The sequence below is a fragment of the Collimonas antrihumi genome (genome assembly GCF_018304965.1).
Classification (GTDB): Bacteria; Pseudomonadota; Gammaproteobacteria; order Burkholderiales; family Burkholderiaceae_D; genus Collimonas; species Collimonas antrihumi.
Map to the genome: position 1 here is coordinate 27,001 of NZ_JAGQED010000016.1, position 21,362 is coordinate 48,362.

The following is a 21,362-nucleotide window of genomic DNA, read 5'->3' on the forward strand; positions in this document are numbered from 1 at the left end:
ATCCGCGCACGATGGAATATTGGCAGCGTCCAAGGTGCGCATAAAGGAAGTCAATTGCCCTCTACAGACTTGCAACCGGAACAACTGAAAATCTGGCTTGCTGCAGTCGTGCGTAAGGACGCCGTTGCCTTTCGCGCGCTCTACGACGCCACATCATCGAAACTGTTTGGCTTCGCCCTGCGTATACTAGTTAAGCGTGAATGGGCGGAAGAAGTCCTGCAGGAAAGTTTCGTCAATATCTGGAACAACGCCGACAGCTACCAGGCCAGCCTGGCGGCACCGATGACCTGGATGACCACTATCGTACGCAACAAGGCATTCGACTTTTTACGGCGCACGGACCGCACCGTCGAGATCGACGCAGACACATTTGACAAGGAAGTCATGAACGCAATGGAAAGCGCTGGTCCGACACCGTTGGAGGCGCTGCAACTTACCGATGATGCAAAGGCGCTGGCGACCTGCCTGGCCCGCCTGGAAGCCATGCATCGGCAAGCCATCGCCTTATCGTTTTATCACGATCTCTCCCATAGCGAAGTCGCGGCGCAGATGCAATTGCCGATCGGCACCGTGAAGACCTGGATCCGGCGCGGGCTGGAGCGCCTGAAAATTTGCCTCGGCAAGCTCGGGAGCGCCTGATGGATATCGAGCGCAACCCCGTTCTGGTAGATAAACTGGCGTCTGAATATGTGCTCGGTACGCTACGTGGCGGCGCGCGCCGTCGCTTTGAAAGCTTGCTGCGCCGTCACGCCGAGCTACGCCAAGCTGTGGCCGAATGGCAGGATCGCCTGCATCCGATGGCGCAACTGGCGCCGGCCGCACAACCGTCAGCTGCGGTCTGGCCGGCCATCGAAGCACAGCTCGGCTTGCATGCTAAACCGCAGCGCAAGCGCTCAATCTGGTTCGAGTTGCGCGAAGACCTGAGCTTCTGGCGCGGGCTAGGCCTGGTTTCGACTACCGCGGCCATCATATTGACCTCGCTGCTATTATCCAAACAAGAATTGTCGGTACCGGCAGCACCGGCTACCTCGTACATCGCCATGCTGAGCAACGATCAGGCGCAGCCGATTGCCGTGGTCACCGGCAATGCACCAGGCGGCCAGATGGTGGTCAAACTGGTGACGCCACAGGTGATTGCCGCAGACAAGAGCCTGGAGTTGTGGGCTGTGCCGAAAGACGGGCCACCACGCTCGTTAGGCTTGCTGGCGGCAGATGGCAGCGTCACCCTGGCGTTGCCGGCCAACGCTACGCCGCAAACGATACCGTTGCTGGCGGTGACACTGGAGCCGAAAGGCGGGTCGCCTAATCCTAACGGACCTACCGGCCCTATCGTATTCAAGGGCGCCTGGGTTCAGATATAGCGGTTTGTTTCGATAGAGAGAGGACGATGCGGCAGTCGCCCATCGTCTTCAGTGATCTTTCATCGCTCGCGGTTGCCGATGGTGATAATCCGCATCAGGAAGCGATACAGGAAAAAAGCCATGCCGTGCCAGGCACGTGCACGCCAGGACTGATTGTCGAATGCACTGGCCGCCATCGATGTGCCATCTGCGATCCCGCTTTCGATTTGTTGCCGCAGCGCGCGCGAAAAATCGGCGTCCCTGATCACCACATTTGCCTCCTGGTTCACCAACAGGCTCAAGCCGTCAAAATTGCTGGAGCCGACAGTGGCCCAGTCGTCATCGATCACCGCCACTTTTGCATGCAAGGCGGTTTTGCGGTATTCGACAATCTTGACACCGGCCTTCAGCAGCTTGGGATAATAAGAATGGCTGACCGCATCCTGCAAGCGGAATTGGCCAACCCCCAGCAGCAAGGTGACATCGACACCGCGCCGCGCAGCTTCTTCCAGCCCGCGCCGCAATTTCCGGCCCGGGGCAAAATACGGGCTGGTCAGCAAGGCGCTTTGCCGGGCATGGCCCAAGGCCTGCAAATAGGCGCGCTGAATAGTGCGGCGATTGCGCAGATTATCGCGCAGCACCAGCCCTGCCGCCGCCGGCCCATGCGCTGCGCCACCAGCGATGGCGCGGGTACGCTTGAATTGCTTGAGGCGCGCCAGCAGTTTCATCTCCCCCAGACGCATCCACTGAGCCTCCAGTTCGACATGAATCACGTTCACCAGCGGGCCGCTGATACTCACTGCAAAATCCCAGCGCGGCGCCGGCAAAGGCAAACGCTGGTCATCATCTGAAACCATATCGTCGATGATATTCAAGCCGCCGATAAAACTGATCTGCCGGTCCACCACGCACTGCTTGCGATGCATCCTGGCCACGCCACGCTGGAACCAGGGATTGAAGGCGCGATACATCACACCGCTTGCCAGGAACTCCTGATGCAGCGCCATGGAACGCTGGCGGCCGGTGCCCAGCCAATCCGTAATCACTCTCACCGCAACACCACGCCGTGCCGCGCGGGTTAGCGCTTGCTGCACCAGCAGCGCTGTCTCATCGGCAGCGAAGATATAAGTTTCGAGGTAGATTTCGACGCTGGCAGCCTCAATGGCGGCAATCAGCGCAGGAAAAAAGGCGGCGCCGTTGTGCAACAGCGTGATGTGGTTATCTGCGCTAAAGACTACCGCGCGCATGCAATATACAAAGGATGGAAAGGGAGAAAAGGGAGTGACGACATCCGGCCTGTCTTTCTGAAGTCATGGTTGAAGCTGGCAACGTCACAATTATCGCAGCTTGAGCGTCGCCACGATAGGCGCATGATCCGACAATTTTGCCCATTCCGCGCCATGCAGGACTTCAGCTGATTCTACCGTAAAGCCACGCAAATAAATCCGATCCAGGCGCAACCAGGGAAAGGCCGCCGGAAAAGTACGCGCCGGCTTCAATTTCGGCGTGCGCCCCACCAGTTGCTGTAAATAGGAACCGACACCTTGCATCAGGCTACCGGTGGCAATCCGCTCATCGAATATTTCGGCGACATCGAGCCGCGCTCTCAGCAATTCACTCAGGCGATTGCCCCAGTCATTGAAATCGCCGGCAATAATCAGCGGCGCGCCCGGTGGCGACGAGCTGCGCACCGCCTCGATCAAGGCTGCGGTCTGACGACGCCTGCCGCCGCCGAACAAACCCAGATGCACCACATAGCAATGGATATCCTGGACTTCGGTTTTCAGCACGCAATGCAAAATACCGCGCGCTTCATAAGCATGATCCGATACATCCTGGTTGCTTTGCGAGCCGATTTCAAAACGGCTCAACAAGGCATTTCCGTGATGACCATGATCGTACACGGCGTTCATGCCGTAGGCGGCGTGATGCGAATCGCCGGCGAGGAAATCATGCTGGGCCTGATCCGGCCAGTGCGCCGCATGGCGTGCCGCCATCAGATCATGCCGGCCCTGCACCTCCTGCAGGAAAAACACATCGGCCTCCATCTGCGCCAGTGCCTGCTTCAATGCATGCACGCGCGGCCGGCTGCCCAGCGAAGACACGCCTTTGTGGATGTTGTAGGTTGCGATGCGCAGTTTCATGGATCTCTTCGGTGATGCGAGCTACTTGCTGATCTGGCGCGGCAGTTGCAGGATCGCCTCAGCATTCGACGGTGAAAAACACGCGTCAGCCGCTGCGCGATACGGTAGCCATTTGTACTGCAAATGTTCGCGCGGCGCGAGGGTAACCGGGATGCCGTTCGGCACCAGTAAACCAAACACATGCTCAGTGTTTTTTGTCACTCCTGGCGCATAGCGATGGCGCCAGACCGGATAAATCTCGTACACGTTGGCAACACCCCAGTCGTGCAGATTCGACACTGGCACCGCGCTTGGTTCGGCCGCCACCACGATGCCGGTTTCTTCCTGCACTTCGCGCATTGCCGTCACGTCCAGAGCTTCCTCCGGAAAATCCTTGGAGCCGGTTACCGATTGCCAGTAATCCAGCTTATCGGCCCGCTCCATCAACAAGACCTGAAGATCTTCTGTATAAATAACAACCAAAACCGATTCGGGAATTTTATACATGCGCTTCTTTTAATATTGCGTGTAGGGTGGGCAAGATTTTTTGCCCACGCGTTACCGATGGCCGGTGCGAATGGGCGAATTCCGCGTGGGCAAAACAACTTGCCCACCCTACTCAATTCAGAAAGCTCCACTATAAACCGGTTTTGGCTATCCATAAAAAAAGCGCGGAAATCCGCGCTTTTCTTCATGCTTCTTTTACCTGAAAATTAAACCACCTTCGTTTCCGGCGCGCGCAAACGGATATGCAATTCTTTCAATTGCTTTTCGTCCACAGCCGATGGCGCATGCGTCAACAGACATTGCGCGCGCTGTGTTTTCGGGAAGGCGATGACGTCGCGAATCGATTCGGCGCCGCACATCATGGTCACGATACGATCCAAACCGAACGCCAGGCCGCCATGCGGTGGCGCGCCGTATTGCAAAGCGTCAAGCAGGAAGCCGAACTTGAGTTGCGCTTCTTCGGCATCGATCTTCAGGGCGCGGAACACCTTGCTCTGGACGTCGGCACGGTGGATACGGATTGAACCGCCGCCCAGTTCCCAGCCGTTCAAGACCATGTCGTAGGCCTTGGCGATGGCCTTGCCCGGATCGGTTTCGATGAAGTCTTCGTGGCCGTCTTTCGGCGAGGTGAACGGATGGTGCAAGGCGTTCCAGCGATCGCCGTCTTCATCGTATTCGAACATCGGGAAGTCGACCACCCACAATGGACGCCAGGTATCGTCGAACAAACCGACCTTCTTGCCGAATTCGCTGTGACCGATTTTCACGCGCAATGCACCGATGGCGTCGTTGACTACCTTGGCCTTGTCGGCGCCGAAGAAAATCAGGTCGCCATCTTCAGCACCGGTTTGTTCAAGAATTTGCGCCAGCGCTGCGTCATGCAGGTTCTTGACGATAGGCGATTGCAAACCGTCGCGGCCCTTGGCTTTTTCATTGACCTTGATGTACGCCAGGCCTTTGGCGCCGTAGATCGCCACGAACTGGGTGTAAGCATCGATCTCGGAACGCGGCATGGCGGCGCCGCCTGGCACACGCAGGCCAACCACACGACCGTTTTCCATATTCGCCGCACCGGCGAACACCTTGAAATCGACATCTTTCATCACCGCGGTCAGATCGGTGAAGGCAAGCTTGACGCGCATGTCCGGCTTGTCCGAACCATACAGTGCCATCGCTGTCGCGAAATCCATCACCGGGAACGGGTTAGGCAGGTCGATATCCAGCGCGTTCTTGAACACCAGGCGGATCATGCCTTCGAACATGTCGCGGATTTCCTGTTCCGACATGAAGGAAGTTTCGCAATCGATCTGGGTGAATTCAGGTTGACGGTCAGCGCGCAGATCTTCGTCGCGGAAGCATTTGACGATCTGGTAGTAACGGTCGAAGTTGGCCACCATCAGCAATTGCTTGAACAGTTGCGGCGACTGCGGCAGCGCAAAGAACTGGCCGGCGTTGACACGCGAAGGCACGAGGTAATCGCGGGCGCCTTCCGGGGTCGACTTGGTCAGCATCGGTGTTTCGATATCGATGAAGCCGTTAGCATCGAGGAACTTGCGCACTTCCATCGTCACCTTGTAACGCAGGCGCAGGTTGTTTTGCATTTGCGGACGGCGCAGATCCAGCACGCGGTGAGTCAGGCGAGTGGTTTCGGACAGGTTTTCGTCGTCCAGCTGGAACGGCGGCGTGACCGACGGGTTCAACACTTCCAGTTCATGCGCCAGCACTTCGATCTTGCCGGATTTCAGGTTGCTGTTGCCGGTGCCGTCAGGGCGCAAGCGCACCACGCCGGTGATACGCAGACAGAACTCGTTGCGCACTGCTTCCGCGTTCTTGAATACTTCGGCGCGGTCCGGATCGCACACCACCTGCACCAGGCCTTCGCGGTCGCGCAGGTCGATGAAGATGACGCCGCCATGATCGCGACGACGATGCACCCAGCCGCACAGGCTGACGGTTTGGCCGAGAAGTACCTCAGTGGTGAGGCCGCAGTATTGGGTTCGCATGGACATATTCAGTTTTTCGCAGTTCAGATGTTGTAGATATTAATTAAGTAATTATAAGTGCGTATAAGTGCGTATAAGCGCGGCTTAAAAACGCGGCTTAATTGCCAGCTGCCGGGCCACTGCGTGGCGGCGAGTCGATGACCAGCTTCCTGTCAGGCTGTTGCTCAGGCGCGACCACACCCATTGAAACAATGTACTTCAACGCTTCGTCCACGCTCATGTCGAGTTCGACGGTGTCTGCGCGCGGCAGCATCAGGAAGAATCCGGAAGTCGGATTCGGCGTAGTCGGCACGTACACACTGACATAATCGCCGACCAGATGGTTTTTTACATCGCCGCCCGGAATCCCGGTCAGGAACGCAATCGTCCACGATCCCTCGCGCGGGTATTGCACCAGCAAGGCTTTGCGGAAGGCATTGCCGGATGATGAAAACAAGGTATCCGACACTTGCTTGACGCTGGAATAGATCGAGCTGACCACCGGAATGCGCGTCAGCACCGCTTCCCACACCGACACGATCTGGCGGCCGATGAAATTGCGTGTCGCCAGGCCGGTCAGGAAAATCACCAGCAAGGTCAGGATCGTGCCGAGTCCGGGAATGTCATGCCCCAGCAATGCTTTCGGCCGCCATTGCGCCGGCAGCAGCAACAGCGACTGATCCATCGTGCCAATGATCAGATTCAGCACCCATAGCGTGATAGCCAGGGGGACTAAAACCAGTAGACCGGTGATGAAATATTTACGCATGGCTTTCTTTGTGGGACAACACGTACCAAATACGCGCGCCTGGTTTTCAACTTGCTGAAATGACTTGGGTGACCTTAAGTGACCTTAAGTGACCGTGAGTGATCTTATGTGACCTTACGCCGCGGCAGCTGGCGTGCTGCTTGCCGCTGCTGCTGCTGGCGTTGCGGCCGGTGCAGGCGCTACTGCAGCGGCCGGAGCGGCTGTTGCGGCAGGCGTACTGCCGGCCGCTGCCGGCTCGGCCGCGCTTACCGGCGGCACTGTCGCACCTGCGCCGCCACGGAAATCGGTCACGTACCAGCCGGTGCCCTTTAGCTGGAAACCAGCTGCAGTCACCTGCTTCTTGAACTCGGCTTTGCTACAGGTCGGGCAGACCGTCAGCGGCTCATCGGACATCTTTTGCAGTACATCTTTGGCAAAACCACAGGCTTCGCAGCGATACGCATAAATCGGCATGGTGAAACTCCGCAAATATCTTACAAAACCCTGAATTATAAAGGTTTTTTCCGATATATACGGGCTTAGTGCGGCCTGAGCCAATGGCTTGTGGCGTCGACGCCATGAATTGGCGTCGGCGTTGTTAATTCAACATTACATAAAACCGTGCGCCGGCGAACTAGCGCGCGCGGATCTCAGTCCAGATACGGTTGATGGCACGCCGTTGCTTGCTGTTCAGGTCCTTCAGCATCTCCAGCTTGGCGAAACCCGCCTTGTCCGGGAAAATCGCCGGATTGTTGGCGATTTCAGGCTTGATGTACTTGGCGGCATCGGCATTCGGATTGCCGGAACCGATCAGATTACTGAGCTCGGCGGCATTCTTGCCATCCAGCATGAAATTGATGAACTTGAGTGCCAGGTCTGGCCGCGGCGCCGCTTTGTGAATCACCATGCTATCCAGCGCCAGCACTGCGCCTTCTTTGGGCATGGCGTGACGGATATGGAATTTGCGGCCGGCTTTTTGGGCATCGACATCGGCCTGGAAGATGTCATTCGAATAACCGTGCGCCAGCCAGATATTACCAACTGTTAATTCTTTGATATAACTGCTGCCGTTGAACGCTGCCCAGTAAGGTTTAGCCTTGAGGATCACATCCTTGGCTTGTTGCCAGTGTTGCTCGTCGGTATCGTTGGCGGAATAACCGAGGTATTTGAGCGCGGCCGCCATCAGTTCATTGGCGGAATCCAGCACCGTTACCTTGCCTTTGATCTTGACCAGGATCTTGGGATCGAAAATCGCCGCCCAGCTATCGACCGGAATCCCCAGTTCCTTCATCTTTTGATCGTTGTAACCCATCAGGGTTACCGTATAGGCATAGGGTACCGAGTACTTGTTGCCCTTGTCGAAATCGGTGTTCAGATAGGATGGATTGACGTTTTTCAGATTCGGCAGCTGGCTCTTGTCGAGTGGCAGCAAAGCTTGTTGCTTGATCAATGCATCCAGCGCATTGCCGGTCGGCACGATGATGTCGTAGCCCTTGGCACCGGCGGCCAGCTTGGCCAGCATCTCTTCGTTGTCGCCATAATAAGTCTGCACCACCTTGCATTTGCAGAAGGCCTCGAAACGCTGCACGGTTTCCGGCGCAATGTAATTGTTCCAGTTATACAAGCGTAATTCATCGGCAGCCTGGGCCGAGATGCTGGCAAACAAGAGAGTCGCGACGGTGAGCAGTTTTTTCATGGCAATCCTGATAGGCGGACGAAATTACGAGGAACGGATGGCGTTTGGCGCCAGCTTGGAAGCGATGATTATAAGCAGCAGGGTCAGCCCCATCAATAAGGTAGAGACTGCATTTACTTCCGGCGTGACGGCAATCTTGATCATCGAATAGATCTGCAGCGGCAAGGTGGAAGCGTTGGCGCCGGCGGTAAAGAAGGTAATCACGAAATCGTCGATCGACAAAGTGAACGCCATCAAGGCCCCCGCCACAACGCCCGGCATGATCAACGGCAACGTAACCAGGCGGAACGCCTGCATCGGAGTGGCACCGCAATCGCGCGCCGCTTCGGTCAGGCTTTCATCCATGCCAGACAGGCGCGAGCGCACCACAATCGCCACAAAGCCTATGCAAAATGCGATATGCGCCAGGGCGATCGAGACCAGTCCCAAGGTGATATTAAGCATCACGAAGAAAATCAGCAGCGACACGCCGACCAGGATTTCCGGAATCGCGATCGGCGTCAGCACCAGCAAGGGCAGCAATTTCAGCTTGTAGCGATGCATCGCAAAACCGGCCATGGTGCCCAGCAATGTAGATGCGGCGCTGGCGACCAGCGCGATCATCAGGGAATTGCCGGCGGCTTTCAGCATCTCGTCGTTGTGAAACAGCTTGCGATACCAATCCAGCGTGAAGCCGACCCACTCGGCATTGAGTTGCGAGTCGTTGAAGGAGTACACCACCACGATGATCAACGGCACGTACAGGAAAGCGTACACAGCCAGCGCTACCAGCCACAAGCCCAGCGGACGTCGGATTACTTTAGTCATGCAGTTCTCCTCGGCTTTGCCACCAGCACCGCAACGCCGGCGGCGATCAGGGCCGCCACCGTGAGGACGATGGACAGCACGCTGCCGAACGGCCAGTCGCGGGTTTCCAGGAATTGCTGTTTGATTACATTACCGATCATGTCGCTGCCGGTACCGCCCAGGATGTCAGACACCGCAAAAATCCCCAGCGCGGGAATGAAGACCAGCGCCGCACCGGCGTAAACGCCTGGCAAGGATAACGGAAAAGTGATGCGCCAGAAACGCTGCCAGGCCGATGCACCGAGATCCTGCGCGGCGTCGACCAGGGCCGGATCGTGCTTTTCCAGGTTGGCGTACAGGGGCAAGACCATGAATGGCAGATGCACATAGACCAGGCCGACGATCACCGCAAACCCGGTAAACAACAAGCGCACCGGTTCGATTCCGACTAGCCCCAGCACATAGTTGACGGACTGGGTCAGGCCGGACTGCGGGCCGAGGATGATCATCCAGGCATAGACGCGGATCAGGAAGTTGCTCCAGAACGGCAGGATCACCAGCAGGATCAGCAAGTCGCGGTATTTCTTGGGACTGCGCGCAATCAGCAACGCCAGCGGATAGGCCATCAGCAGGCAGCAGAAGGTGGTGATCATTGCGTACATGAGCGACTTCAGGAAGATCGCCGTGTAGATGAAATCGGAAGTGAAGCGTTGGAAATTTTCCAGTGTCAGGTTCAGCTTGCCGGCCTCGTCGAAGACCGGCGCCAGGCCGCCGTAGTCGCCGGCATAACGGATCGAGGCGAACACCATGATCAGGCTCGGGATCGCGAAGAACAGCAACAGGTAGAACAGCGGCGGCCCGCTAATCAGCCAGCGCCCCATGCGGCCGCGTTTCGCTGCTGCGTTGGACAGCTTCTTTGCCGCCTCGTTGGCAGCCGTATTGGCAACCTTACTCATACAAGAAATGCCCTGCGTCGAATTGCCAGGCGATATCCACCGTATCGCCGACTTCAAAGAATTTGGCGCGGCCAGCCGCCGAATTCGCCAGCAAGGCCTCGATGGTGGCGCCGCCCTCGGTCTGTACGATGTAGACCGTGACGTCGCCCAGATACAACAACTCTTTAACGAAACCCTTGAAGTGGTTTTCGGCGTTGCCGGTGCTGATCTCGGCGCTGATGTGGACTTTCTCCGGACGCAAAGCCAAGGTGCCTTTACGGCCGACTGCGGCATCCGGCGGTACCGCGCTCTTGACCAGGCCGAGGCCGGGTACGTCCAGCTTCATGGAAGCGCCATCAATGCTGGCGATCGCGCCGTCCAGCAAATTGCAGGTGCCGATGAAGTCGGCCACAAAACGGGTGCGCGGATAACTGTAGATGCGCGAAGGCTCATCCAGCTGCTCGACATTACCACGGTTCATGACCGCGATCCGGTGCGACAGCGCCAGCGCTTCGCCTTGATCGTGAGTGACGTAGACGAAAGTGATGTCGACTTCTTTTTGCAAATTGATCAACTCGATCTGCATCTGCTCACGCAATTTGGCGTCCAGCGCTGACAGCGGCTCATCCAGCAGCAGCAGCTTGGGGCGCGACACCAGGGCGCGGGCGACCGCAACCCGTTGCCGTTGACCGCCTGACAATTCGTGCGGGAAGCGCGCGGCGAAACCGGTCAGACGCACGTCTTCCAGCGCCTCTTCGACACGGGTGCGGATCTGGTCGGCCGGCACTTTGGCCATTTTCAGAGGGAATGCGATATTGGCCGCGACCGTCATGTGCGGAAACAGCGCATAGTTCTGGAATACGGTACACACTGGCCGATGCTCCGGCGGGCTGCCCACCAGATCGACGCCATCCAGCAGGATCTGGCCGGAATCCGGCAGGTCGAAACCGGCAATCATGCGTAGCAAGGTGGTTTTACCGCAGCCGGAAGGGCCTAGCAAAGTAAAGAATTCGCCGGCTTCAATCGACAGGCTGATATTGTCGACTGCGGCAAAGTCGCCAAAACGACGACTGACATTACGGATTTCGAGCAGCGCCATATGTCTTCAGGTCCAGAGGGGGCAAAAAACCGCCAATTGTAGCAAGGCGTCCGTCATTTATGTGAAAAAAGCCAGCTGACTCTGGCTTGTGCCCGCCCTACGTACGTCGCCGCCACTCCATCCAGCGTTCTTTCCCGACAAACACGGCGATGGAATCGGTCACTTCGCGCTCATCGACCAGTTCGAAATCAACATGCAATAAACGTTCCAGTTCGGTACGGCTGATGCCGAACGGCGGGCCTTTTGGGTTGTCGTCGAAAAAGAAGAAACCGGCCAGGGTGCCGCCTGCAGGCAACAACTCGGCCCAACGGCTGACGATGGCGGCGCGTTTAGCCGGTGGCAAGGCGCACAGGAAAGCACGTTCGTAGATCAGTCCCAGCAGCTGGGGCGGTTGATAGGTAAAGAAGTCGGCCTGCAACACACGTTCAGACCATTTGCCTAGCACCGTACGCGCTGCGCTTACGGCAGCGTCGGAAAAATCAATGGCGATCACCTCCCAACCAGCCTCCGACAGCAACGCGACTTCATAGCCGCTGCCGCAACCGGGGATCAGGGTGGCTACAGGTTTGCTGCGGGTCAGGTATTGCTGCAGCGCCTGCGGCACCCCGCCGTTATCCCAGGGAGTGAAATCCTGCTCGAAACGCTCGCTCCAGAAATCCGGATGGGAGGGATCGCGATGGGCAAACTTGGGAATAGCACCCGGCTTAGAGTCGGGCGCTGAGTCGGATTTTGTCATGCTTACCACCACATCATGTGTCCGAAGCGGAAATACAACAGCGTCAACAGCACGCCGGCCGCCAGGCCACCGCCGGCATACACCAGCACGCCAAGCAGGTGATTAGTCTGTCGCTGTTCTGCAATCAGCCGCCACATCAATTCATTATTTTGCTCAGTCTTTGGCTCCACCACCTGCGTCAGCGCCTGATGCGCCAGGCGCGGCAGTTGCGGCAACAGCTTGCTGTAGCGCGGCATTTCGATCTTCAGCTGCTGGATCAGGCCACGCCAGCCCATTTGCTCGCTCATCCAGCGCTCCAGATGCGGCTTGGCGGTTTTCCACAGATCGAGCTCGGGATCAAGCTGGCGACCCAACCCCTCGACGTTGAGCAAGGTTTTTTGCAGCAGCACGAGCTGCGGCTGCACTTCGACATTAAAACGGCGTGAAGTCTGGAACAGGCGCAACAGCACCTGGCCGAAGGAGATGTCTTTCAGCGGCCGGTCGAAAATCGGTTCGCAACAAGCGCGTACCGCCGATTCCAGTTCGTCGACCCGGGTTTCCTTGGGCGCCCAGCCTGATTCGATATGGGCTTCCGCCACGCGTTTGTAATCGCGTTGGAAAAACGCCAGGAAATTCTGCGACAGATAATCTTTATCGAAATCGTTGAGCGTGCCGACGATGCCGAAATCAAGTGCGATGTAACGGCCAAAGGTAGCCGGTGCGACCGACACCAGGATATTCCCGGGATGCATGTCGGCATGGAAAAAACCGTCGCGAAATACTTGTGTAAAGAAAATCTCGACGCCATCGCGCGACAACTGGCCGAGGTCGACGCCGGCATCGCGCAGGCGATCCAGTTGCGAAATCGGGATGCCGTGCATGCGCTCCATCACGATCACCGACGATGAGCAATAGTCCCAATACATTTCCGGCACCACCAATAAATGGGAGTCGGCAAAGTTGCGGCGCAGCTGGCTGCCGTTGGCGGCCTCGCGCATCAGGTCCAGCTCGTCATGCAGGTATTTATCGAATTCGCCGACTACCTCGCGCGCCTTCAGGCGGCGGCCGTCGGCCCACAATTTCTCGACCAGGCCGGCGGCGATATGCATCAGCGCCACGTCTTCATCGATCGACTTCTTCATGCCGGGCCGCAGCACCTTGACTGCTACTTCCTTGCCGTTTTTCAGTGTCGCAAAGTGCACCTGCGCGATCGAAGCCGAGGCCACCGGCTCACGTTCGAAGCTCGCGAACAAATCGTCCGGATGCGCCTTCAATGATTTTTCGATCTGCGCAATCGCCAGATCCGAGCTGAACGGCGGCACCCGGTCTTGCAGACGCGACAGCTCGTCGACCATATCGCCGGGCAGCAGGTCGCGCCGGGTCGACAGCACTTGTCCGAATTTAACGAAAATCGGCCCCAGCTCTTCCAGGGCCTTGCGCAAACGTTCACCGCGCGGCGCCGAAATGTCGCGCCAGAAAATCAATGTATCGATCAGCTTGGAGATACGCGGCGTATCGAAGCCCGACATCGCGATATCGTCCAGGCCATAACGCACGGCAACACGGGCAATTTTTAACAGTCGCAGAAATTTCAGAATCATGGGGCCTTCAATTTATTGATGCGTTTGGCGAGCCGTTCCAGATCGTCGCGCAACCTGGTGACATCATTCGTAAAATCGGATACCGCCTGTGGCCGCACCAGCATCGGTTGTTCTTCCAGCAAATATTCGGCGACGTTTTCCGCTAGCTTCTTGTGGGTCGCCAAGGCGCCGGCAATCAGCGCATTGCCGCCCGCCACGATACGCACGGCAGCGATATCGCCGACCAGTTTGCTCAGATCGTGTTCGGCATCCCAGCGTAAACCCTGGCTGACTTGCGAAATGGCGTTGGCAAAATCGGCATCGCCATCGATCTTCACGTAGGAAAAAGCGCGCTCGCGGTTCTGCGCAATCAGCGGCAGATCGGCCAGGTTGACGCGAATCGTGACGTTCACGGCCGCGTCCGGCGGCGGCGCTTGCAGCAGTCCGTCGGCGCTGACCTGCCAACTCAGTTTGACCGCGCCGCCGTCGAAACAGGCGACTTTATCCGCGTGCGACGCCAGGATGCGCTGCGCCCATGGTTCTTGCGCCAGTAAATGATTGATGGCGGCGGTGATCGGCGTGAAATTGATTGGAGGAGTCATGGTCAGAAAGCAAAACCGCCCGTGACTATTCACGGGCGGTCCCAAGTTTATCAGTTTGTCAGGCCTAAAGCCCGCTTACAACCTTAGCATTTATGCACTCTTAGGCATTGATCTGCTGAATCCCTGCCAAAACCCAGCCGCCCTGTCCCGATTGCGGCTTGGACAGGTTCCAGACCTCGGTGAACGGTTCCGCCGATGCTTCCGGCACTTCCTTGATCAGGCCGGTGAATTTGACACTGGCCAGATAGTCGCTGCCGACGGTTTCTATGCCCATCAACTCGCCATCCAGCTGCACCACATCGGTATTGTTAGGCGATGCGCCGCGCTCTTGCAATTGCAGACGCAGTTCGCCGAACATTTCCGGCGTGGTGAATTCGCGGATATCGTTGATATCCGCCTTATCCCAGGCGGCTTGCAGACGAATGAAATAAGTCTTGGCGCTACGTACGAAGCCCGGCACATCGAAATCCGCAGGGATGCCCCAAGGCGCACTGTGACCGGCCGCAACTGAATCCGCCTGCAGTGCAGAAGGCTGGAACGAAGGGCCGGAATTGATGCGCGAGCCGATTTCAGGCGTAAAGCCGGAAGAGTTGCTGTCGAAACTGGCGGCAGGCGAATTGGTGCCGGGAATTGAGCTGGAATTCGCGCCAGAATAAGCGGCAGGCGCCGGCGTATTGCCAGCCTTTCGCATTACCAGTCGCACAACAAAAATTACCGCGACTGCGAGCAAAGCTATCATCAGGAAAGAACCGAATGCGCCGCCCATGCCGAAGTGCGACATCAACGCTCCCAGGCCAAGGCCCAGCAAAGCGCCACCCAGGATACCTTTCCAAGGGCTGGCCGGTTTAGGCGGGATCGATTGCGGGGTAGCAGCAGGTGCTGCCGGCTTGGCCTGGTTGGCGTTGCCGAAATTCTGCGTCGGCTGGCTTGGCGCCTGGCGGGAAATCCCGGACGACTGTTTGCCGAACGAACCGCCGCCACCCAGGCGACGCGCATCGGCATTCGATATTGTCAACGACAAGGTGCTTGCGACCATCAGCAGCACCAGCAAAAATCTCTTCATGCGAGCTCCTACAGTTTTATGCCGGTATGCAAGGCCGCCACGCCGGCAGTTAAATTGAAATACTCAACCCGCGCCAGACCGGCATCCGTCATCATCTGCTTCAGGGTGTCCTGATCGGGATGCATTCGGATCGACTCAGCCAGGTAACGGTAGCTTTCAGAATCATTGGCAATTTTCTTGCCCAGCCACGGTAATACGGAAAACGAGTAAACGTCGTAAGGTTTTTTCAGCGGTTCCCAGACTTTCGAAAACTCCAACACCAGCAACTTGCCGCCCGGCTTCAATACGCGCCGCATTTCTGCCAGCGCCGCATCCTTGTGCGTCATGTTGCGCAAACCGAATGCCACCGATACCCGGTCGAAATAATTGTCCGGAAACGGCAATTTCTCCGCATCACAGAGTAAGGTGGGGGTGGAAAGGCCAGTATTCAAGAGGCGGTCGCGACCCACGCGTAGCATGGACTCGTTGATATCTGTCAGCCAGACTTCGCCGGCAGGTCCCGCGCGCTTGGCGAAAGCCTTGGCCAGATCGCCGGTGCCGCCGGCAATATCCAGCACTTTGAAGCCCGGGCGGATCGCCGCCTGGGCAATGGTGAAAATTTTCCAGACACGATGCAGACCAGCCGACATCAAATCGTTCATGACATCGTATTTGGGAGCGACCGAGTGGAAAACTTCGGCAACTTTGTGGACTTTATCGTCCTCGGAGACGGTTTTATAACCGAAATGCGTGGTGTTGGTCATGGTGGCAAGCTTATTTGGCAGACTTACATTATACAAGTCCCGCCAAGGGTTGCCTGGCTTGCCGAATAATCTATAGGAAGTTTGTCACCGGCATGAACCGGTGATGCATGACATAAAAACAATCAAGCCTTGTCAGCCTTACCCGCAGCGTTGGCCAGCTTGCTCAACATCTGGTCCAGCAACCATGGCTTGCGGTCCTGGTCTTCTGCCAGTTCCTTGCGCCGGATAGCGTCGCGCACTACCAGCGAACCGATGTAACGCAACGGCTCCGGCGGGAACTGACCGCGCGGGCCGGCTGCCAGCGGGCTGCGGCTCCACGCATTATCAACACCCAGCACCAGCGACGACAATAATTGCCCGCCCATGTAGCTGGGGCCGACGCCGTTGCCGGAATAACCAAAGCCATAAAACACATTCGGCATGTCATTCAACCGTCCGAAGAACGGGAAGCCGGTTACCGAGCGATCTGACGGGCCGTTCCAGCTGGCGGTGATCGGCACGCCGGCCAGTGCCGGGAAGAAATCATGCAAGCTGCGTTTGAGCAGCTGCTCATAAGGCGAGCGCTGATCGAATACCGGCAGGATGCGGCCACGCCAGGCGAAGGTGTTGCCGCCTTTGCCCAGCATCAGGCGGCCGTCTTCGGTAGTACGGTAATAAAACACGAATGTGCGCGAATCCAATACCGATACGCCGTCCGTCAGACCGATGCTCTGTAATAGCTCAGGACATTTTTCAGTAATCACCATATCGCTGGAGACCACTGCCAGGGTGCGTTCGAATTGCGGGAAGCGGCTGGCCATCCAGGCGTTGATGGCCAATACCATCTTGCCGACCTGCAGGCTGCCGGCCGGCGTTTGCAGCGTGACCGTGGCGCCAGGCGTGAACGACAGCATCGGCGTTCTTTCGTAAATCCGTATCCCCATTTCCAACGCAACCCGGCGCAAGCCACGCACCAGTTTGCCAGGATGCACCGTCGCAGCCATCGGCGAGAACACGCCGGCAAGATTGCGTGTCGAACCGGAACGACGCTGTACTTCGGCGTCTGGCAGCGAATGGTAGGAACTGATGCCTTGCCGCTGCAACTCTTCCAGCACCGGGTCCAGCACGCCCAGTTGCGCCTTGGTGGTGGAGGTATACAAAGTGCCGTCCTGACGGAATTCAGCGTCGATCTTGTGTTCACGGCAAAAATTGCCGATGTGATCGACTACCGCTTCCGAGGCTTTGACCAGGCGCACGGCCTCGGCTTCGCCGAACAAACGGCGCAGAGTAAAAAATTTTGTGGCCCAGGTCAGCAGGCAGCCTCCGTTGCGGCCACTGGCGCCGGCGCCGCACAGATCGCTTTCGATGATGGCAATGTCCAGCGCCGGGTTTTGCTGCTTGAGCTGGATCGCAGTCCACAAACCGGTAAAGCCGCCGCCGACAATGCCGACGTCCGCCTTTTGTTGACCTTGCAGCGCCGGGGCCAACTCACCGTCGGCGAATAGTGCATCTTCCAACCAGAATGGGCGCATGGGTTTTCGATCCTAGGTGAGTAATGATTGGACGGTAACTAAGCGGTAACTAAGCAGTGACTAAAGCACAGGTAGACATCAATTTTGAGAAATGCCGCAAATCGGGAGTCGCCATTCCTTCCACCTTGGCCTGGTCGTCCCACAACCTCAGGCTGACTGCATCCGCGGCATAAGGCCGGGCGATGAATTTCGCGGCATCGATGGCGGAAAAAACGCCGCCCTGCAATTCCAGGCTACGCTTCGAATCCTCGGACAGACGCCCCCAATAAGCGCTGTCCGTGGCGCACAGATAACGCTTGGCGTCGACGTGCAAACGAATCGGCTCGAGTACCGCAGGGCTGAACAAACCACGCAGATACGGTATCGCGAAATATTGATGGGTATCGTCGACGCCACGCGCGGATGGCGTCTCGCCTTGCGGATTCAGCAGGTGTCCGAGATCGTGCAGCAACGCAGCGCAGACCAGCTCCGGCTCAGCGCCGGCCTGCTCTGCCAGGGTGGCCGATTGCAGCGCGTGCTGCAACTGGTTGACCGGCTCACCGCTATATATCTCGTGGCCGCCACGGTCGAACAGTTCGCAAATTTGCGGGATAGTCAGCATCGCATCCTCGAATCCGGTTTTCAGAGTACTGGAAATCTATTGCGCGTACTTATTGTGCGTGATTCATCGCCAGGAAAAACACATCAAAATTGCGCAACCTGTGATCAGCCGGAATGGCGCTCAATTTGCGGTTGAACATCAGCGGTACCTTTTGTTCGGAAATGCCGCCATGCGAACGCAAGGGCAGTTTCAATTCGGACAGATCGTGGCGGCTGGCAGAAGTGCCGATCACCGTCAGCCGTTCGCTGACAATCACCAGGTCGCCGATGCGATCCTCCGGCAACTCAAAGCGGGCAGCCGCTTCAGCGCGCGTCAACACGACTTCGACGCCGGGAATCGCACTGATCTGCCGTGAAACGCTGGCCAGATCCGCGCCCTCATTCAGATACACGGTGGCGTAAGAACCCAATGCGCCGTGATGCACGACATACGGATCGGTAATCGGCAAAATGACACGGGTTTTGCCATTGCCGGCCTTGGCGTCCAGCACGTCCTGCAGATAAATCACGTTGGGTGTGCCGGCGCTGTCGGTCTTGGCGTTCATGCCATGATCGGCGGTCAGGCCGATGACCGCGCCGAGTGCGTCGAGCTGGGTCAGATAATGATCCATCATGGCGTAAAAGGCATTGGCGCCCGGTGTGCCGGGGGCGAATTTATGCTGGATGTAATCGGTGGTCGAGAGATACATGATGTCCGGGCGCTGTGTTTCCAGCAGCTTGACGCCGGCCGCAAACACGAACTCCGACAATTCGGCGCTATACACCGACGGCAGCGGCATGCCGACCAGTTCCAGCAAATTCGCTACGCCGTTCTGCTCCAGCGTTGCCTGATCGGCCTTCTCTGCCGAGAAGCAAATACCACCGCGCATCTTGTGGCCGAGCAAACCGCGCAATTTATCCTTGGCAGTGATCACGGCGACCTTGGCTCCCGCATTGGAGAATGCCTCGAATATGGTGCCGGCGCGCAGGTATTTGGCGTCATTCATCATGACTTCCTGATTCGCTTCGCGATCCAGGAAATAATTGCCGCAGATGCCGTGCACTGAAGGTGGCGCCCCGGTGACGATCGACAAATTGTTCGGATTGGTAAAGCTGGGCACTACGCAATCACCGGTAAGCACGGTTCCTTGCGCCACCATTTTTTTAAGAAACGGTGTGACGCCAGCCTGAATCGCCTGATTGATATATTCCTGTTCACAGCCGTCGACGCAAACCACTACCAGTGGCCGCTGCATCGATTGATAGCTACGACCGTTAACGTTAAGCGTCTTGGTATCGGACATGGTTCACTTTCGCTGCGAGTCGATGAGTTACGGCCAGTTAGCTGGCTGCTGGTACAGCGCTGTCAATGCCGACGGCTTGCGCTTGTGCCTTATGCATGCGGTTACGGCCGGCGACTGCGTGTTCGCGCATGATGTCGCCTGCAGCTTGCGAGTCGCCGCTGGCGATGGCGTCGACGATCTTGTGATGCTCAGTGGTTGAAGTCGGCAGGCTGCCCTTTTGCGCCAGCGCCGAGCGGCGGAACAAATTGAGTTCGTTGACCAGGCGCCGATAGGTATGCAACAGCTTCTTGTTGACGGTGAACTGCACCAGCGAATCATGAAAGCTCAGATTCAACTTCAGGTAACCATCGACGTCGCCCAGCGCCACCATGCCATCCATGCGATCAAGCAGCGTGCGCAACTCCTGCACCTGGCCCGGCTTGATGGTCGCTGCCAGCTTGCGGCCGATCAACTCATCCAATGCGGCCCGCACTTCATAGATTTCATCGGCTTCTTCGACCGAGATCTGGCGCACGAAGACGCCGCAGTTCTTTTCCTGCTGGACCAGCCCCGCCTCTTCCAGCGCCCGGAACGCCTCGCGCACCGGACCACGTGAAACCCCCAGCATTTCCGCCAGCGAGACTTCATTGAGCTTGTCGCCGGCAACCAGATCGCCCGCCAGGATCATGCGCTCCAGCTCTTTCTGCACTAGCGAAGGCAGCGAGTTTTTCTGGACCAGGGCGATGGTGTTCATGGTGCGGTTAGTGGTCATGGCGGATCTTTTTTCGAGTTGGTGATTGCACTTTAATTTAACAGCGTGTAGATTGTCAACAAAATACATGAAACATCATGTAATAAAAAACAACCTGAAAAAAAACAAAAACCAAGAAAAACAAGGCGCAAAAAAGCAGTCCCCGCAACAGAATGACCAGGTTTCAATATTGGCAGCATCACGGTAGACGATTTGCTCAACATCTGAGGAGATGGCAATGAAACAGCATTTTGCACGAATCCTGCGCGCAAGCGCAGCAGCCGGAGTTGTAACAGTCCTGCTAGGCGCCGGCCTTGCCCTGACGGCAGCCAGCAGCCATGCCCAGTCTAAAACCTCGCTGCTGGTATATACCGCGCTGGAAACCGACGCCATGAAGCAATACAAGGACGGTTTCGAAAAGGCCAATCCGAATGTCGAAATCCGCTGGGTGCGCGACTCGACTGGCGTCGTCACTGCCAAATTGCTGGCCGAAAAGAACAATCCGCAAGCCGATGTAGTGGTCGGCCTGGCCGCCACCAGCCTGGCGCTGCTGGGCCAGGAAGGCATGCTGCTGCCGTATGAACCAAGCGGCATGAAACAGCTCAATCCGGCCTACGTAGATAGCGCCCGGCCGCCAAACTGGGTCGGCATGGACGTATGGGGCGCGACCATTTGCTTCAATACGGTCGAAGCCAAGAAACTGAACCTGCCCAAACCAACCAGCTGGCAAGATTTGACCAAGCCGATCTACAAAGGCCAGATCGTCATGCCGCATCCGGCTTCCAGCGGCACCGGTTACCTGGATGTCACCGCCTGGCTGCAAATGTTCGGCGAAGCCAACGGCTGGAAGTACATGGATGCGCTGCATCAGAACATCGCCCAATATACTCACTCAGGCTCCAAACCCTGCACCATGGCCGGCACCGGCGAATTTCCTATCGGCATTTCATTTGAGTTCCGCGGCCATCAGGTAAAACGCAGCGGTGCTCCGATCGATTTGATTTTCCCGAAAGAAGGCCTAGGCTGGGATGTAGAAGCCAGCGGCATCATGAAGGGCACCAAAAACCTGGACGCAGCGAAGAAACTGGTCGACTGGATGAGCAGCAAGGACGCCAACCAGGTCAGCGCCAACTGGTGGGCCATTGTCGCCTATCCTGGCATTGCCAAAAAAGTCGAAGGCATCCCGGATAATTACGAAAAACTGCTGATCGCGCCGAACGATTTCAACTGGTCGGCCAAGAATCGCGAGCGTATCCTGGCTGAATGGGGCACGCGTTACAACTCCAAGGCGGAAAAGAAGTAACGCCTCGCCATTCGTG

Annotated in this window: 22 protein-coding genes; 3 read left to right on the forward strand and 19 right to left on the reverse strand. The window is 57.3% G+C overall.

Annotated elements, in window-relative coordinates:
• The first annotated feature begins 54 nt into the window (after positions 1-54).
• The gene (locus KHU29_RS14255; protein WP_211453447.1) at positions 55-639 is read left to right on the forward strand and encodes an RNA polymerase sigma factor; all 585 of its coding nucleotides are present in this window, start codon (positions 55-57) and stop codon (positions 637-639) included.
• The gene (locus tag KHU29_RS14260; protein WP_211453448.1) at positions 639-1,361 is read left to right on the forward strand and encodes an anti-sigma factor; all 723 of its coding nucleotides are present in this window, start codon (positions 639-641) and stop codon (positions 1,359-1,361) included. The genes KHU29_RS14255 and KHU29_RS14260 overlap by 1 nt, the downstream gene beginning before the upstream one ends.
• A 59-nt stretch (positions 1,362-1,420) precedes the next feature.
• Here KHU29_RS14260 and clsB read toward each other — a convergent pair whose 3' ends face one another.
• From clsB to KHU29_RS14355, 19 genes are all read right to left on the reverse strand, one after another.
• Positions 1,421-2,587, reverse strand: coding sequence for a cardiolipin synthase ClsB (gene clsB, locus KHU29_RS14265; RefSeq protein ID WP_211453449.1), 1,167 nt, complete (start codon positions 2,585-2,587; stop codon positions 1,421-1,423).
• A gap of 90 nt (positions 2,588-2,677) precedes the next feature.
• Positions 2,678-3,484 carry an endonuclease/exonuclease/phosphatase family protein gene (locus KHU29_RS14270; RefSeq protein ID WP_211453450.1) on the reverse strand — a complete coding sequence of 269 codons (807 nt, stop codon included), beginning with the start codon at positions 3,482-3,484 and terminating at the stop codon, positions 2,678-2,680.
• Between the two features lie 21 nt (positions 3,485-3,505).
• A complete protein-coding gene (nudB, locus tag KHU29_RS14275; protein WP_211453451.1) occupies positions 3,506-3,970 on the reverse strand; it encodes a dihydroneopterin triphosphate diphosphatase in 465 nt (154 codons plus the stop codon).
• Positions 3,971-4,176: 206 nt separating this feature from the next.
• Entirely contained in the window at positions 4,177-5,979 is a 1,803-nt protein-coding gene (aspS, locus tag KHU29_RS14280; RefSeq protein ID WP_211453452.1) for an aspartate--tRNA ligase, read from the reverse strand.
• A 91-nt stretch (positions 5,980-6,070) separates the two neighbouring features.
• Positions 6,071-6,721: a DUF502 domain-containing protein gene (locus tag KHU29_RS14285; protein ID WP_211453453.1), complete on the reverse strand. Its 651-nt coding sequence runs from the start codon at positions 6,719-6,721 to the stop codon at positions 6,071-6,073.
• Positions 6,722-6,835: 114 nt separating this feature from the next.
• On the reverse strand, positions 6,836-7,174 hold the full coding sequence (locus tag KHU29_RS14290) for an FmdB family zinc ribbon protein (RefSeq protein ID WP_211453454.1): 339 nt from the start codon (positions 7,172-7,174) through the stop codon (positions 6,836-6,838).
• Between the two features lie 160 nt (positions 7,175-7,334).
• Positions 7,335-8,396 (reverse strand): ABC transporter substrate-binding protein, encoded by a 1,062-nt coding sequence (locus tag KHU29_RS14295; protein WP_211453455.1) that lies wholly within the window; start codon positions 8,394-8,396, stop codon positions 7,335-7,337.
• Between the two features lie 24 nt (positions 8,397-8,420).
• A complete protein-coding gene (locus tag KHU29_RS14300; protein ID WP_092417082.1) occupies positions 8,421-9,203 on the reverse strand; it encodes an ABC transporter permease in 783 nt (260 codons plus the stop codon).
• Positions 9,200-10,138, reverse strand: coding sequence for an ABC transporter permease (locus tag KHU29_RS14305; RefSeq protein WP_211453456.1), 939 nt, complete (start codon positions 10,136-10,138; stop codon positions 9,200-9,202). The genes KHU29_RS14300 and KHU29_RS14305 overlap by 4 nt, the downstream gene beginning before the upstream one ends.
• Positions 10,131-11,216 (reverse strand): ABC transporter ATP-binding protein, encoded by a 1,086-nt coding sequence (locus KHU29_RS14310; protein WP_211453457.1) that lies wholly within the window; start codon positions 11,214-11,216, stop codon positions 10,131-10,133. Before KHU29_RS14310 ends, KHU29_RS14305 begins: the two co-directional genes overlap by 8 nt.
• A 97-nt stretch (positions 11,217-11,313) precedes the next feature.
• Entirely contained in the window at positions 11,314-11,952 is a 639-nt protein-coding gene (locus tag KHU29_RS14315) for a methyltransferase (RefSeq protein ID WP_211453458.1), read from the reverse strand.
• Between the two features lie 2 nt (positions 11,953-11,954).
• Positions 11,955-13,532 carry a ubiquinone biosynthesis regulatory protein kinase UbiB gene (gene ubiB / locus KHU29_RS14320; RefSeq protein ID WP_211453459.1) on the reverse strand — a complete coding sequence of 526 codons (1,578 nt, stop codon included), beginning with the start codon at positions 13,530-13,532 and terminating at the stop codon, positions 11,955-11,957.
• Positions 13,529-14,113: a ubiquinone biosynthesis accessory factor UbiJ gene (locus KHU29_RS14325; RefSeq protein ID WP_211453460.1), complete on the reverse strand. Its 585-nt coding sequence runs from the start codon at positions 14,111-14,113 to the stop codon at positions 13,529-13,531. The genes ubiB and KHU29_RS14325 overlap by 4 nt, the downstream gene beginning before the upstream one ends.
• A gap of 100 nt (positions 14,114-14,213) precedes the next feature.
• Entirely contained in the window at positions 14,214-15,176 is a 963-nt protein-coding gene (locus KHU29_RS14330) for a Tim44 domain-containing protein (RefSeq protein ID WP_211453461.1), read from the reverse strand.
• An 8-nt stretch (positions 15,177-15,184) separates the two neighbouring features.
• Positions 15,185-15,919, reverse strand: a complete 735-nt coding sequence (ubiE, locus tag KHU29_RS14335; RefSeq protein ID WP_211453462.1) for a bifunctional demethylmenaquinone methyltransferase/2-methoxy-6-polyprenyl-1,4-benzoquinol methylase UbiE — start codon at positions 15,917-15,919, stop codon at positions 15,185-15,187.
• 122 nt (positions 15,920-16,041) lie between these two features.
• Positions 16,042-17,430, reverse strand: coding sequence for an FAD-dependent oxidoreductase (locus KHU29_RS14340; protein ID WP_211453463.1), 1,389 nt, complete (start codon positions 17,428-17,430; stop codon positions 16,042-16,044).
• 49 nt (positions 17,431-17,479) lie between these two features.
• Entirely contained in the window at positions 17,480-18,031 is a 552-nt protein-coding gene (locus tag KHU29_RS14345; RefSeq protein WP_211453464.1) for a phosphonate degradation HD-domain oxygenase, read from the reverse strand.
• 49 nt (positions 18,032-18,080) lie between these two features.
• Entirely contained in the window at positions 18,081-19,313 is a 1,233-nt protein-coding gene (gene phnA / locus KHU29_RS14350; RefSeq protein WP_211453465.1) for a phosphonoacetate hydrolase, read from the reverse strand.
• 37 nt (positions 19,314-19,350) lie between these two features.
• A complete protein-coding gene (locus KHU29_RS14355) occupies positions 19,351-20,064 on the reverse strand; it encodes a phosphonate utilization associated transcriptional regulator (RefSeq protein ID WP_211453466.1) in 714 nt (237 codons plus the stop codon).
• A 217-nt stretch (positions 20,065-20,281) separates the two neighbouring features.
• On the opposite strand from KHU29_RS14355, the gene KHU29_RS14360 reads away from it, so the two are divergent.
• On the forward strand, positions 20,282-21,346 hold the full coding sequence (locus KHU29_RS14360; RefSeq protein WP_211453467.1) for a putative 2-aminoethylphosphonate ABC transporter substrate-binding protein: 1,065 nt from the start codon (positions 20,282-20,284) through the stop codon (positions 21,344-21,346).
• The last annotated feature ends 16 nt before the right edge of the window (positions 21,347-21,362 follow it).